This window comes from Fodinicurvata fenggangensis DSM 21160, from assembly GCF_000686045.1.
In the GTDB taxonomy this organism is placed as follows: domain Bacteria; phylum Pseudomonadota; class Alphaproteobacteria; order Kiloniellales; family DSM-21159; genus Fodinicurvata; species Fodinicurvata fenggangensis.
This window is the reverse complement of record NZ_JMLV01000005.1, coordinates 112,569-127,584: the sequence shown is the minus strand read 5'-3', so window position 1 is coordinate 127,584 and position 15,016 is coordinate 112,569. Positions and strand designations below refer to the sequence as shown.

The 15,016-nt window shown below is 57.8% G+C and carries 13 protein-coding genes; 7 read left to right on the top strand and 6 right to left on the bottom strand.

The genetic code is table 11. From position 1 onward, the window contains the following. Positions 1–208 precede the first annotated feature (208 nt). From BP38_RS0109430 to BP38_RS0109410, 5 genes are all read left to right on the top strand, one after another. Positions 209–994: a DeoR/GlpR family DNA-binding transcription regulator gene (locus BP38_RS0109430; RefSeq protein ID WP_051609174.1), complete on the top strand. Its 786-nt coding sequence runs from the start codon at positions 209–211 to the stop codon at positions 992–994. 96 nt (positions 995–1,090) lie between these two features. Continuing rightward, on the top strand, positions 1,091–1,642 hold the full coding sequence (locus BP38_RS19915) for a TRAP transporter small permease subunit (RefSeq protein WP_051609197.1): 552 nt from the start codon (positions 1,091–1,093) through the stop codon (positions 1,640–1,642). Further along, a complete protein-coding gene (locus BP38_RS0109420; protein ID WP_026987528.1) occupies positions 1,639–2,958 on the top strand; it encodes a TRAP transporter large permease in 1,320 nt (439 codons plus the stop codon). The genes BP38_RS19915 and BP38_RS0109420 overlap by 4 nt, the downstream gene beginning before the upstream one ends. Positions 2,959–2,999: 41 nt before the next feature. After that, complete coding sequence (locus tag BP38_RS0109415) at positions 3,000–4,094, top strand: TRAP transporter substrate-binding protein (protein ID WP_026987527.1); 1,095 nt, start codon at positions 3,000–3,002, stop codon at positions 4,092–4,094. Positions 4,095–4,438: 344 nt separating this feature from the next. Beyond that, positions 4,439–5,350 carry a hypothetical protein gene (locus tag BP38_RS0109410; RefSeq protein WP_026987526.1) on the top strand — a complete coding sequence of 304 codons (912 nt, stop codon included), beginning with the start codon at positions 4,439–4,441 and terminating at the stop codon, positions 5,348–5,350. A 50-nt stretch (positions 5,351–5,400) separates the two neighbouring features. Here BP38_RS0109410 and BP38_RS21745 read toward each other — a convergent pair whose 3' ends face one another. The 3 genes from BP38_RS21745 to BP38_RS0109395 form a co-directional block, all read right to left on the bottom strand. Then, positions 5,401–8,415, bottom strand: a complete 3,015-nt coding sequence (locus BP38_RS21745) for an ATP-binding protein (RefSeq protein WP_051609173.1) — start codon at positions 8,413–8,415, stop codon at positions 5,401–5,403. A gap of 627 nt (positions 8,416–9,042) precedes the next feature. Beyond that, positions 9,043–10,221: an EAL domain-containing response regulator gene (locus BP38_RS21740; RefSeq protein WP_051609172.1), complete on the bottom strand. Its 1,179-nt coding sequence runs from the start codon at positions 10,219–10,221 to the stop codon at positions 9,043–9,045. Between the two features lie 258 nt (positions 10,222–10,479). Then, complete coding sequence (locus BP38_RS0109395) at positions 10,480–11,028, bottom strand: YybH family protein (RefSeq protein WP_162175144.1); 549 nt, start codon at positions 11,026–11,028, stop codon at positions 10,480–10,482. A gap of 178 nt (positions 11,029–11,206) precedes the next feature. Here BP38_RS0109395 and BP38_RS19900 point away from each other — a divergent pair, with 178 nt between their 5' ends. Continuing rightward, positions 11,207–11,821, top strand: a complete 615-nt coding sequence (locus BP38_RS19900; RefSeq protein WP_162175143.1) for a TMEM175 family protein — start codon at positions 11,207–11,209, stop codon at positions 11,819–11,821. Between the two features lie 140 nt (positions 11,822–11,961). Continuing rightward, positions 11,962–12,744, top strand: a complete 783-nt coding sequence (gene hpaI / locus BP38_RS0109385; protein ID WP_026987524.1) for a 4-hydroxy-2-oxoheptanedioate aldolase — start codon at positions 11,962–11,964, stop codon at positions 12,742–12,744. A gap of 2 nt (positions 12,745–12,746) precedes the next feature. Here hpaI and BP38_RS0109380 read toward each other — a convergent pair whose 3' ends face one another. The 3 genes from BP38_RS0109380 to BP38_RS19895 form a co-directional block, all read right to left on the bottom strand. Next, positions 12,747–13,706: a calcium/sodium antiporter gene (locus BP38_RS0109380; RefSeq protein ID WP_035724476.1), complete on the bottom strand. Its 960-nt coding sequence runs from the start codon at positions 13,704–13,706 to the stop codon at positions 12,747–12,749. A 107-nt stretch (positions 13,707–13,813) separates the two neighbouring features. Further along, positions 13,814–14,368 carry a PAS domain-containing protein gene (locus BP38_RS0109375; RefSeq protein WP_026987522.1) on the bottom strand — a complete coding sequence of 185 codons (555 nt, stop codon included), beginning with the start codon at positions 14,366–14,368 and terminating at the stop codon, positions 13,814–13,816. A 102-nt stretch (positions 14,369–14,470) separates the two neighbouring features. Then, positions 14,471–14,836 carry a hypothetical protein gene (locus tag BP38_RS19895; RefSeq protein WP_155992325.1) on the bottom strand — a complete coding sequence of 122 codons (366 nt, stop codon included), beginning with the start codon at positions 14,834–14,836 and terminating at the stop codon, positions 14,471–14,473. Positions 14,837–15,016: the final 180 nt, after the last annotated feature.

Here is a 15,016-nt window from a genome sequence, read left to right as displayed (position 1 = left end):
GGCAGAAGGCGCATATCTGTCGAATTTTAGGGTTGTGCTGATCAGAACCAATTCGTAACGTAGCCCATATTGACCTTTCGGTCAATTAGCAGGCAAACAATTGTTATTATAAATACAATAATATCAGTAAGTTGAACAGGTGACTGTTGATTCGGTCAATGAAATCAGGATTTCACATACAGAGTCCGGACAGCAGGCTGGCTGGGCGATGAAGGCGTCTCGTGTTCGCCGGACGCAAAACCAGTCGCCACAGTTGCGGCAATCCAGGATTGCCGAGCTCGTTCGCGAGAAAGGTCAAGTCAGCGTCGAAAGCCTTGCAGAGAGCTTCAACGCCTCGCAGGAAACGATCCGGCGCGACCTGAGTGCCCTGGCGGAAAGCGGTCTGATACAGAAAGTGCATGGCGGCGCGAAACTGCCCCGCAAGCGCCGGGAAGATCCTTTCGACCAGCGCATGGACCACCAGAGCGCCGCCAAGCATGTCATGGCCCAAAAGCTGGCTGAACGGATATCACCAGGCGAAACCCTTTTCCTCAATACCGGTACCACTACAGTGATCGCCGCACAGGCACTGTCCCGCATCGAACGCCTGACCATTATCACGAACTCCCATCGCATAGCCGGGATCCTGTCGTCACAGGCGCCGCACAGCGAGATTTTCCTGCTGGGCGGGCGCTACGATGCCGACAACGGGGAAACACTGGGCCCCATGACCCTGCAGAGTATCCGTGACTTTCACGCTGACCATGCAGTCCTGACAGTCGCTGCTGTCGATGCCAAACAGGGCGCAATGGATGCCAACTTCGAGGAAGCACAGGTCTCACGCAGCATGATCGAGCAATCAGACAGCGTCTTCATCCTTGCGGATTCCTCGAAACTCGACCGTCGAGCGGCCTTCGCTGTCTGCCCGCTCGAAACCATCGACTGCCTGCTGGCGGAACGCCTGCCCGATGGCGCGCTCAAGGCCAGCCTGGAAAGATTAGGTGTGGCATTTTAATGGCTAGCTCTGCTATCAGGCTCTACCCTTTCAACCCGCTGAAGGTTCGCTCGCGCTTCAGAACAGGGGGCAATGACAAAGGAGGACGCAGCAACCATGCCGCGGCCAATACGGCTTTACGTTAAGACAGTGGACTGGGTTTCGCACAAGGTCGGACTCATCGCCATGTACCTGATCTTCCTGATGATCCTGGTCCTGCTCACCGATGCGATCTCGCGCAACATCATCAACATGAACATCCACTGGGCCATTGAGATGGCCCAGTTCACGCTGGCCGCCTATTACATCGTGGGCGGTGCGCATTCTCTGCAGTTGGGCACCCATGTGCGCATGGACCTGATCTACGGTCAGCTCTCGCTCAAGGGCAAGGCCTGGGTGGATGTGCTGACCAGCGGCTTCATGCTGTTCTACCTGGCCATCCTGCTGTTCGGATCGATCTCCAGCACGATCTACGCGATCGAGACCGACCAGCGGAACTTCTCCATGTGGAACCCCTCGATGATTCCCATCAAGGTCATCATGGTCTTTGGTATCGTCCTGATGCTGCTGCAGGTCATTTCCACCTTCTTCAAGGATCTGGCCGCCACCCGCGGGCGCACGATTGATGGCGACCCGATCACCGAGAGCAGCGAGGAGCCGGTCGTATGAGTTATGAAATGATCGCGATCACAATGTTCGCGACCATGCTGGTCATGCTGCTCACCGGCCAGCGGGTCTTTGCCGCTATCGGTGCGGTTGCTGCCGGTGCGGCCTTGCTGCTGTATGGCACCGGCTCCATGGAAATGCCCTTCAACGCAGCCTTCCAACTGTTCAACTGGTATCCGCTGCTGACCCTGCCCCTGTTCATCTACATGGGCTACATCATGTCCGAGACGGGGATCGCGGACGACCTCTACCGCATGTTCCATGTCTGGTTCGGGCGTGTGCGCGGTGGCCTGGCGATTGGTACCATCGGCCTGATGGTGGTGATCTCGGCCATGAACGGACTCAGCGTTGCCGGCATGGCCATCGGCGCCACCATTGCCCTGCCCGAGTTGCTGAAGCGCGGCTATGACAAGCGCATGGTCACGGGGGTTGTCCAGGCCGGCAGTTCGCTTGGCATCCTGGTGCCGCCCAGTGTCGTCCTGGTGCTCTATGGCATGATCGCGCGCCAGCCCGTCAGCCAGCTCTGGTTGGCCGGTGCCGTACCCGGCCTGATGATGGCCGCCATGTTCATCATCTACATTGCCGTACGCTGTCGCCTGCAACCGCATCTGGCACCCATCCTGCCCAAGGAAGAGCTGGATATCCCCCTGCGCGATAAGCTGAAGCTGCTGCGCGCCGGCGTTACGCCCTTCCTGATCTTCTTCTTCATGACCGGGCTCTTTGTCATGGGCTATACCAGCCTCGTGGAGAGCTCGGCCGTGGGCGCGACAGCGGCAACCATTGCAGCGCTGGTGCGGCGACGCCTGACCTTCCGCATCCTGCACGAAACGGTAAAGAAGACCTTGGGCATCTCCTGCATGTTCCTCTGGATCATCCTGGCAGCCCTGGCCTTCGGCTCCATCTTCGACGGCATCGGTGCATCACGGGCCATTGAGACGCTGTTCATCACCAATTGGGAACTTTCGCCCCTGGAAGTCCTGATCATGATGCAGCTCTCCTACCTCATCCTGGGCATGTTCCTGGATGACACGGCGATGCTGGTGATTGTGGCACCGCTCTATGTGCCCCTGATCGTGTCCCTGGGCTACAACCCGATCTGGTACGGTGTGCTCTACACCATCACCTGCCAGATCGCTTACATGACGCCGCCATTCGGCTACAATCTGTTCCTCATGCGGTCGATGGCACCGCCCGAGGTATCACTCTGGGACATTTATCGATCCATCGTCCCCTTTGTTCTGGTGATGACGTTGGCATTGATACTTGTGATCGCCTTCCCGGAAATCGCGCTCTGGCTACCGGGGCAGTTTTCCAACTAAGGCGGTTTGTAAAACGAAAAAGAGAGAGGAGAACAGGACCCATGAAAAAGACCAAGCAGTCCAAGACCGACGCGACGCAAGTCCAGTCGGGCCGGCGCAATTTCATCAAGAATGCCGGCCTGGGCGGTGCGGCTGTGGCCGCATCCTCGTTTGCCGCACCGGCTGTTCTGTCGCAGAATGGACCGATCCGCTGGCGCCTGCAGACCTATTCGGGTGCCCCGCTGGGCGCCCACGTGATCAAGCCGCAGATCGAAGCCTTCAACGCGGCGGCCAACGGCGAAATGGAGATCGAACTCTACTACGCCGACCAGCTGGTTCCGACCAGCGAACTCTTCCGTTCGCTGCAGAACGGCACCATCGACGCTGTGCAGTCCGACGACGCCACCATGGCCTCGCCGGTGGACGTTTCCGTCTTCGGCGGATACTTCCCCTTCTCCACCCGCTACAGCCTGGACCTGCCGGTCCTGTTTGACCGCTACGGCCTGAACGAGATCTGGGCCGAAGCCTATGGCGAGGTGGACGGTGTCGAGTGGCTGAGCGCCGGCGCTTGGGATCCCCTGCACATCTTCACCAAGGAGCCGATCAACTCCCTGGCCGATATGGAAGGCAAGCGCGTCTTCGGCGTACCGACCGCCGGCAAGTTCCTCTCTCGCTACGGCCTGGTTCCGGTGACCGTCCCCTGGGATGACGTGGAAGTTGCCCTGCAGACAGGCGAGTTGGACGGCGTGGCCTGGTGCGGCTTTACCGAGGCCTACGAAGTCGGCTGGGCCGATATCTGCAACTACGCGCTGAGCAACAACGTCACCGGCGCCTGGTGCGGCTCCTACTTCGCCAACAGCGACAGCTGGGCCAAGGTACCGGATCACCTGAAACAGCTCTTCAAGTCCACCATCGACCAGTCGCACTACTACCGCCAGGTCTGGTACTGGGGCGGCGAAGCCGACCTGCGCGTGAACGGCGAGAAGCTCGAGCTGACCACCATCCCGGCCGAGGAATGGGACCAGGTGGTCAAGGACGCCGAGGAATTCTGGGAAGAGATCGCCGAGACCAGCGATCGCACACGCCGTGTGGTCGATACCTTCCGCGAATACAACGCGCTGATGGAAAAGGCGGGCATTCCCTACCGCTACTCCTGATCCTGATTCAATCTGGATCGAATACCAGACAGAACAGATAACCTTGAACGCCGCTCCGTAAATCGGAGCGGCGTTCAATCTTTTTGTGACTCCACAAACAGATCTATTCCGAGATATTTCAGTTCATTTTTTCTGAATTTTATGCCAATTGCGCGATTGCAATTTATGAAGAATAATATTTCGCCAGCAAAACAATCACAAAAACAGTTAATGGGGGCTTCCATATGTCAGGGAACGCGAAAGTATCCTACGTTCTTACGATAGCCGTTCCAATGCTGTTTCTGGGGGGATGTGTACCGGACTATTATGCAGGTGCACCCTATTACGGTTACGGGGCGACGCCCATGACCGGTTATGGCTACGGCAGCTACGGCTATGGCAGCAGTGTCGTCGGTATGGCGGCCGGCGCCATGGCTGTAGGCATGGCGGCGGAGATGGCAGAAGCCGATGCGGCCGCTGCTACTCCAACTCAGGATACCCGGCTTGCCCTGCGCCCATCTTTACCGGATTCGCAAAACGCACAGGTTGAAAAGAAGCTTTCCGAGCGGCTCAATGCCTTTAGAGGGAGCCCCGGCTATTTCCTGAATGCTGATGCAGGGACGAATTGCGTACTTGATGAAGATATCAAGTGGCAAATCAGCGAACAGATGAGCGAGACGGAATACAACCGCATCGTTGGCAGCAGTTTCCGGGACTCCGGCATGGATTTTCGCGTGGAATCGATTGATGCAAGCCTGTTGGATGGGACCTGCGCGAACAATGTACCGGAAGGCCCCTTCACGGCAAAAAGCCGTATCGTCTGGAGCTTCACAAACTCCGGGATGACCACACGGATGATCGTCAATCGTCATGTGGAAGGCACGATAAAGAATGGCGATCTCAATGGTGAGCTGATCATGACGGCGCGACAAGACAGTACGGAATCAGAAGAAAATGGGCCGGCTACAAGCGTTAATGGCTTTATTGGCTATTTCCAGGATGGAGAGGCCGTTGGAACGGGAATCTTCATCCAGGATGCTCAAATCAGCCGCAGCACCATCGTGCGAGAACAACTTGGAGACAACCGACGGCAGGATACAATGTATTTTGGCGACCAACTGCACCAGGAGACCTTCTACAAGAACGGACTGAAACATGGCTGGATGATCACCCATCCAATTATGATGTATGGAACCACATCTGAGGGAAGCCGTGCTTGCTATCAAAACGGGACAGAAGCACCGGATACGGCATGTGGCACCCCACCAACTACATGATGGAAACTTCAGCCTGAAAAATCAGCCTGGGCAAGTTGACTTGAGACCAATTAATCCTGTTCTGGCTGCTCGCTGGGCTTGTCCAAAACCCCCCGCACCTTGCGGGCCAGATCGGCCATGCGGAAGGGCTTGCTCAGGAGTTGCACGCCAGGATCCAGGCGACCATGGTGTACGATGGCATTCTCGGTGTAGCCCGACATGAACAAGACTTTCAAGCCCGGGGCACGTTTGACGGCTTCGTCCGCCACTTGTTTTCCGGTCATGCCACCCGGCAGCATGACGTCCGTCAACAGCAGGTCAAAACGCTCCCCGGCATCGAAATAGGTCAGGGCCGCAGCGCCATTCGCACATTCGGTAACATCATACCCCAAGTTTAGCAGGCTGGTGACCGTATGTCGGCGAACCAGTTCATCGTCTTCCACCACCAGTATGTGCTCGGTCCCGGACTGGAGCGGCGAGGAAGCGGCAGGCGCCTCCCGGACATCCGTATCTTCCTCGGCGCGTGGAATATATAGGCGGATTGCACTCCCTGCATCCGGCTCGCTGTAGATACGCACCTGTCCACCGGTCTGGCGCGCGAAGCCGTAGACCATCGAAAGACCAAGTCCGGAGCCCTTGCCCTTCTGCTTGGTCGTGAAAAAGGGCTCGAAGGCTTTTTGTTGCACATCCAGAGACATGCCCCGGCCGGTATCGGACACGGCCAGCATCACATACTGTCCCGGTTGCAACTCATTATCGGCTGCATAACTGTCATCCACGGCGATATTGGCCGTCTCGATGGTCAGGCGTCCCCCCTCCGGCATGGCATCACGTGCATTGATCGCCAGGTTCAGAACAGCATTTTCCAGCTCGTTCGGATCCACCACGGCTTTCCACAGGCCGCTGCCGCGCACCAACTCGATGTCGATCTCCTCGCCCAGCGTGCGCCGCAGCATCTCGCCCATCCCGGTCACCAACTGGTTCAGGTCCGTCGGACGCGGATCCAGCGGCTGGCGCCGTGCAAAGGCCAGCAATCGATGAGTCAGTTCCGAAGCCCGTTCGCCAGCCTTCAGGATCGTTTCTGCCCGCAGGCGCGGTCCCTCGTCGGCATCCGAGAGCTCTTCCACCAGGACATCGCTGTTGCCCAGGATGACGGTCAGCAGGTTGTTGAAGTCATGGGCGATGCCCCCCGTCAACTGGCCGATGGCATCCATCTTCTGGGCCTGGCGCAGGCGCTCTTCCGTTTCGACCTGCTGTGTGATGTCACGCAGATAGGTCGTCAGGCCCTTGGCGTGCGGATAGGCACGGATGGCAAACCAGGACCCCATGGCCGGATAGTAGAAGTTGAAACTGACAGCTGTCTGTTCCTCAACTGCTCGGTGGTATTCGTGATCGAGATCCGTGCCAATGACATCCGGAAATTCTTCCCAGAGGACCTTGCCCTGGTAATAGTCCTGCGACTGTCCCAACAGGATCTCACACTGCCTGTTCAGGTAGACGAAACGCCAGTCGTGGTCGAAGGCTTGCACCGCATCCGAGATCGAGTTGAAGATGGTCTCCACCTCTTCCCGGGCGGTATTGGCTTCGGCCAGAGCCTCATCCCGGGCCTGCAGGGACAGCAGGTTCTCCAGGGCTGCACCCGTAATGCTGGCCAACTGCTTCATCTCGTTCAGGTCATCTTCGGTGAACTCTCCAGTCGCCTTGTCGGACAAATGGATCAGGCCCAGGTTGCTGCCGTCCTGGGCCAGGATCGGAACGGCAAGCCAGCCCCGCATGGGCGGATGCTTGTCCTTGGAATAGCCGAATCCCTTCCAGTCGGGATGGGCCTCCAGTTCCTTCTGGGTCAGCATCATCGCCTGGTTGTTCTCACAGACCAGATGATAGATGCCCGAGCCGTCGGAGGGCTCATCGTAGTCCCGCCAGGCGGCGTACTTGTCCGAAAGGGTGACGGCCATCTCGGCCTGGGCATAGGTCGTATCCCGGGTCAGGCTTGCCAGGGCCTGATGTGCCGATGTCAGGCGGCTGGCAACGTCGGTCACATGCTGCAGCAGTCCCTTGACGTCGCCGTACTGTCCCAGGGCCGCCGATTCCTGGGCCAGCACCCTCAGGCGTTCCGAACGATCGGCCTCCCACTGCTGCCGGCGCACCAGGTTTCGCCAGAACAGGGCAGAGACAGCGATGAAGAGCCCCATCCCAAGAAGCGCGAGCAGGCCGGTGAAGACCATGTGATCGTACCAGGGGGCCAGAACCTCATCGCGTCCGAGCCCGACGTAGACAAGCGCACGTTCCTCTCCGGTTGGCTCATGAATCACCTGCCTGAAGGCCGTATAGCGCAGAATGTCCTCGCCGGGCCAGAGACGCTCGAACCGGCCGCTTTCCGCCTTGGACAACACTTCGCGGTACAGGTCACTCTCGCTTAGATCCGTACCGACCGTCTCTTCGTCGAAGGGACTGCGTAGTATGATCCGACCGTGCGCATTCATCAGTCCGACAACGCCTTCATCCCCGATGCGCAACGCGTTATAGAATCCCAAAAGATAATCCAGGGAGACTGCAGCCGCGACAACGCCTGCCAGGGAACCATCGGAGGTCCGTATGGGCCGCGATACATTGGTCAGCCACTGGTTGGCCGCATGTCCGACCTCTCCCTTGCGAGGTGGAGCAATGAACAATCCGCTGCCCGGGTTGTCATGGTGATGTTTGAATACTGGGTATTCGGACAGATCCGCTGCACCTGGATCGGGAGACCTTGAACTCCCAACAGCGCGTCCCTCGCCATCCAGGACAAAATAGGCCAGGCTGACAGACGAGGCCTGCTGGCGGTTGACCAGGAGTTCATGCAGGTTTTCGGGCCAATCTTCCCCATCACGCCACGCCCCGCTTATGGCCGCGTCGATGGTTGTCAGTGCCAGGTCGATGCCATTGAGAGTTTGGGAGGTTTGTTCCGCCAGTGCATCACTGAGATTCTCTGCGTCACGAAAGGCCACTTCTATGATGCCGTCATGTTCTTCTATGGCCTGCAGAGCCAACAGGGCGGATAGAATCAGGGCGACCAGAATGTTGGCAAGTATGATCGCCCGCTTCATACCGCTCCCCCAATTCCTAACAGAGGCAATTTCTCGCACAATCCACTACTGGCAAGTGCATACGTGGAAACCTCCACCCTAATTCAACTCAGACGGCAGGAGCAACTCGAAATAGCAACCAAAAAACGACTGCAAATCAATCTGCAAGGCTATTTCAGTCCGATGAGCAAAAACCCTGCACGACCGGCAATCCCAATCCATGTGCCAAGGCCATGTCCTCGGTAGTGAATTCGCTCCTCAAGACAGACGACAGCAGGCCGCACACTGCAACCAACCAGAGTAGAGTTTGAGGTATGTCTGCTGGCGTATCCGTCCGGCCCCTTCACAGGTATCCCCGGGACAGATTGCAGTCCTTTGCCGCTGAGTGCGGGTCAGCCCCATCCGTCCGGGTGGAGATGTTCGGGAACAAAGTCATCGGGCAGCAGTGTCCTGCCCCCGGCCGGTCATAGCCGATGACGGTAAAGCGTAGCTTCCAGGCCCGGCTGGACCCTGCTCCAGGCCGATGGCTCATTGCGTGCGAGACGAGCACACTGTTCTTTTGACGCCAGCCTGATACCTGAAGCCTGGACCGCTTGGCTCGTGGACCGTCCGTTCGGATTTCGGCCTGGGCATCTTCCATCAGGTATCTCACCTGTTCTGGCGATTTTGAACATACCCTAGAAAATCATCCACGGGCAGGGGACGTGAAAAATAGAAGCCCTGCACCAGGTCAAACCCCAGTTCGCGCAGGGTTTCCAGGTCGGCGGCACCCTCAACGCCTTCGCCTACGACCTCGGCTTCGAAATCATGGCCTAGCTGAACGGCAGCTTGACAAATGCTCCGCAACTGCCGGTCACTGGCACAACCTTTGACCACGGTGCGTTCCAGCTTCAATTCAGAGAAGGGAATATGGCGCAAACGCTCGAAGGTGGAGTAGCCGCTGCCAAAATCATCGATTGAAACGGCGAAGCCGTGTAGCACGGCGCGCGTGGCGAATTCCTGGGCCGCCTCAGTATCCTCAATCACGTCACTTTCTGTGATCTCCAAGGTCAGTCGTGCCGGCGATTCGGCACGATCGCGAATGCCTTTCAACTGGTCCAACAAGGCGGGATGGTGCAGTGTCCGGCCCGCCAGATTGATCGAAAGACGGGGCTCAGGCAGCAGGCCTTCGAGGCGACGCCCCATGGCAAAAGCATCCTCCACCGCCTGCATCGTCAGGGCATGCAAAGCATCCGTCCCCGCCCCCGGCAGGAAGGCCGCCGGCGACAGGATGCCCCGTTCCGGATGACGAATGCGCGCCAAGCCTTCCGCTCCGATCACCTCAAGATGCTTGAGCTCGATCTTGGGCTGATACCAGAACTCCAGCCATTTCTCGCGCAATGCCTGCTGCAGAAGCGTGGGGTCATCGCTTGATATCTCTTCATCCTCATCGCCAACTGCCGGTGCTGACTTGCTGAAAAGCAGGTCGCGCAGATCCTTCTGCCGGAAGGGCTTGCGCAAGACACCGCCTATCGTGATGCCACTGCGCTGGCCGATGCGACGGGCGTGCTCCAGGACTGCCCCACCATGCCCACTCATCAGGATGACGCATCCGGCAAAACTGCGCTGGCTGAGCATCTGGAAAATCTCGACAGCATCGCTGTCGCCAAGCGACAGGTCCAACAGCAACAGGTCGGGAGGCAGTTGGTCCAGCGCCGAGATCAGTTCCGGTTTCGTACAGACACCCTGGGCACGCAGGCCGATTCTCTCCAACTGTTGGACAGCCAGACGGCATACCTCTATCTGGTCGTCCATCACCAGCACGCTGGATGATTCAGTTGCCAACATGATCCTGGAATATTCCCTGCAGCTTATGTGATTTCCGGGCGAGAGTTGACGTGATTTCTCTCCCCCGCATGATCATCATCGCGATAGAAAAACATACTTCAAGATTTTCCTTTCACGACAATTAGTCCAATCACTCTGGAAAATTTCCTTTTCCTCTTTTTAATTCCACAGCAAGACCCTAATACGCTTCGGCGAACAACCCGACACTATAAGCTTGCCACCAACTCTTGTGCTCTCCCTACAGCAACCTCGGCACAGCTATTTCTGCTGATACGTGACATCGCTGCGCGCATCCATATACATGTCTGCCTTGATCAACCATGAACCATCCGGCTGGCGCGCAAGTAGCTTCATGGAATAGTTGTGACGCACAGGCAGAACCTTCCCGTTTGCGGTTTCCTGTCCCTTGATCTTCACGAAGGTCTTTACCATCACGGCACCTTCATTGATCGGCAATACTGTAATATCGGGAGCCGAGTTGATTTCACCTGCGGCAAAGGATGAATCTGCGAACAGGCCCCGCAGATATTCGATGATTGCATCATTGCCTGTCTCCTCATGCCCGAAGGCATTGGTCCAGTCGGCATCATCGGTATAGAGGCCATCCAGCATATCGGCATCCTTCTCCGAGAAACCCTTGTAGAACTGCTCCATCAATTGGTTTATCGCTTTTCGTTCCTCTTGAGCCTGATTGCTCATGTCGTCCGGAGCGGCAGCAGTCGACAAACCTCCGGCAAACAGCAGCACAGCCATAATCGACAACATACAGACAACTTTGCCGGAACCATATGGAAGACGATGAATCAAGGTACCCTCCATTCATACCGTTATTTGACCTGTCAGCACGCCACCTATTGACCACAGCAGGTGAAGCATACAACCCCATTCCGCGATAATTTATACACACCAAAAGCTTGCATAAACGTAAAGTGGCTGCTCAATAGAGCATGTCATCGGTGACAGTGGAAAAAAACAGGGGGCTGATTTGTCACTTAGCCGTTTCACACCTTCCTTGGTGCGGATTGAAACCCTTTCCGACGGCATCTTCGCCATCGTGCTGACCCTGCTGGCCCTGGAACTCAAACTCCCCGATACCGACGGAAACGCCGATTTCCTGACCGTGCTGTACCAGAACAGTGGCACGCTGGAAGGCTATTTCATCTGCTTTTTCATCGTTGGCAATCTCTGGCGGCTTCATCATCTCGTGACCGACCACCTGCCACCCGCAACGCCTGGGCTCTACCTTCTGAACCTGCTGTTCCTGGCAAGCGTGACCCTGACTCCCTGGAGCCTGAACAATCTCGTCATTTTCGATGCCGATCGTGGTTCCATTATTGGATTCTCCGGTATCCTGACGATCAGTTGGTGCCTGCTGATCACCATGCTTTCCTCTGCCCTGCCGCTTCTGAAGGAGGATCCGGATCAAGCTCGAATGGTTCGTATTATCCGCATAGGATTGCTGGGGGGCGCGCTTGCCGGTCTGGCTTCGATCCTATGCGCATTGTTCTTTGAAAGCCTAGCTCTCTACGCCTGGTTCCTGCTGATCCCCTATGGATTTCTCTCCCGCAGTATAACTCGGCGCCTATCAGAGAGCGCCTGAAACAGGCTACATCCGGTTTGAGGATTGCACACAACGACTAGGTCTATCGCGCCAGGATGCACAGCGTTAGGGTTCCAGATGACAGGTGCGTTCTCAACCACGTTGACCTGTGTTTTTCTTAGCATTTACAAGGGACTAACATGCAGGATAACTCGTTCAAGACGGCACTGAGACAAAAGCAGCCTCAGATCGGCCTCTGGATGTCGCTGGCCGATTCCTATGCTGCTGAGGTCTGTGCCGGTACGGGATTCGACTGGCTTTTGGTCGATGCGGAGCACTCTCCCAATGATGTCCGGTCCATCCTTCAGCAGTTGCAGGCGCTTGCGCCCTATCCGGTGCACCCGATCGTACGGCCGCCTATCGGCCAGACGCATCTGATCAAGCAGATGCTGGATATCGGGGCACAGACCCTGCTGATCCCCATGGTGGAAACGGCCGAACAGGCTCGTGAACTCGTGGCCGCCACCCAGTATCCGCCCCACGGACAGCGTGGCGTGGGCAGTGCCTTTGCCAGAGCTTCCCGTTTCAGCACCGTTCCCGACTATGCCACCACAGCCGATGAAGGAATTTGCCTGCTGGTCCAGGTGGAGACCGTGAAAGGCCTGGACAACATAGACGCCATCGCCGCAACTGAAGGTGTGGAGGGGGTTTTTATTGGCCCCGCCGACCTCTCGGCCAGCCTGGGCCATCTGGGCAATGCCGGTCACCCCGAGGTTCGTGAGGCCATTTCGCATGCCTTTGCCCGCATCCTGGCCGCTGGCAAGGCACCGGGAATTCTGGCGCCCGAGCAGGAAATGGCCTGGCAGTGTCTCAAGGAAGGCGCCCTGTTCGTAGCCGTGGGCGGGGATATCGGCCTTCTGCACCGTCATGCGAGCGCGCTGAGCCGCCATTACCGTGAAGGTCTGCCCGACCTGAAGCGCTGAGACTATCCGCTGGCGGTCACAAGCACGGCAATATAGACCAGATAGCCGCCGAGGAAGATCCCGCCTTCCAGGCGCGACAGCCGGCAGCCGCTCCAGGCGGCAACGAGCAGCAGCAGGGTCGCCCCCAGCATCACCCAAAGGTCGCGGTCCAGAATTTTCTGCGGTATGGAGATATCCTCGACCAGGGCGGTCACTCCCAGGATGCCCAGCAGGTTGAAGAGGTTGGAGCCCACGATGTTGCCGAAGGCCACATCCGACTGGCGGCGCAAGGCGGCCATGACCGAGGTCACCAGTTCCGGCAGTGACGTGCCCACCGCCACAATGGTGAGGCCGATCAGTGTTTCCGAGAGACCAGCAGCCGCGGCAAGTTCGATGGCACCGGACACAAGCAACTTCGCACCGGCCAACGTGCAGGCCAAGCCGATCAGCGCCATCGTCAGGCTTCGCCAAAGCGGTGACGCATGCACAGGCACGAAGGCTTCTGCCTCGTGCCTGTGCATGTGTGCACCAGCGTCTTGGCTACGGCTTTCCTGCAGGTAGCACCAGACAACATATGCCATCAGGGTCGCCACCATCCCGCCCCCCATCACCGCGGTCACCTCGCCCGACGGCACCAACAGGCAGGCCGCCAGGCTGACAACCAGCAACATGGCTCCATCGCGCTTGAGCGCAGCAGGGTCAACCAGCAAGGGGGAAAGCAGAGCGGAAAGTCCGAGGATCAGCAGTATGTTCGCAATGTTCGAGCCGACAACATTGCCGACCGCGATGCCAGGGGAACCGGAGAGGGCCGCATTGATGCTGGTCAGCAATTCCGGGGTGGAGGTGCCGAAACCCACCAGGGTCAGGCCGACCAGCAAGGGGGAGATGCCCAACCGCGTGGCACTTGCGACGGCCCCGCGGACCAGCATTTCCCCGCCCAGAAGCAGCAGCCCCAGTCCCGCCACAATAAACAGCCACGTCATGATGAAACCGCCAGCGCTCGTCTAATGATGACTACAGGGTCATCAGATGGGAGCACCACCGCGCTTAACAAGCCGCCTCGACACCAACGCCTATGCGACCCCCCCCTCTAATGACAGCGAAACTCAAGGAGCTTGGCCGAATCCTGCGACGTCCGTTCGGCTTCACGGAAATATCGTTCCGAAATCTGCCGAAGGCTGGGCGGGTGATGGTCGGCGGCCAACAGATAGCCGATCTTTCCGTCTTCGCCGCCAAGCGGCAGGAGAATCCGGTAATACTCCGGGGCCTTGCTTTTCTCCCAACCGGCGACCCAGTGGACCAGCACTTCGCCGCGTTCGACAGTCTCGCAGTAATGACGATACAGCATGCGCCCGAACTGGGGTGGATTCAGGTCCTGCGGGCGCTTGCCCTTCAAACGCGTGTGATGGATCGCGTTGATACTCTCGCCGACAAGTCGAAAGTTGAAATCCAATGCCCCTTGGTCGTTTCGCGTGACTTCGATCAGGAAAAGCCAATCCAGCCATTCGCGAAGTTCAAGGGGGTCCAGATCCTTCTTGAGCGGGAGCTGCCCTCCAGGCGCCAGGCTCCGCCAATAGGCGTACAGCCGATACAAGTCCGGATAATCCTTCTCGATAAGCGCAACTTCCCTTGCCTGTAGCACCACCGCGCGCCCTCCAGCTTGAATCCCCACCTTATGGTTGAGAAAGAATAGCCCTCACAGCGGGAAATGCACCAAAAATTTGAATTGGCAGGTCGTTTTCTCTGCTTACTTTGAATTTTCCAGGCATTCCTTCGCCACCAACTGGCGATCCCTGTCTGTCAGGGGGTCGCCATTCCAATAGGCAGTCCCATCCTCGTCCACTCGGACCTCACCCAGTCGGATCGCCGAGGAGGAAAAGGCGCTGTCCGGAAAGGGGGTGACCTCGAGGGGAAAGGTGAACGACTCCGGCAGCTCGAATTGGCTGCCACCACCAAGGTCGGCCGGTGCAACGGCATTTCCCTCCACATCCACACCGGGCTTGTAAGCCGGATCCTGTCCGCTTTCCGGCGTATAGGGCTGTAACAGTTGACAGTCCGCAGCGGAAATCGTGACTTTTACGCTTTCCGCTGCCACAGAAAGGGGAAGTGCCAAGAAAGCCGCAACAAGAAATAAGCTGTAGCCTTTCACCATGGGAAAAGGATAGCTTAGGCGCGTTTTTCGGCAAAGGAAAAGACGCTGGCGAAAAGGGGGAAAATACTTTCCTGGCGTCAAAAACTGGAAGCGCCTGCCGCCATGTCGGACAAGGGCGGAAGGCATGCAAAAAGGGGGCAA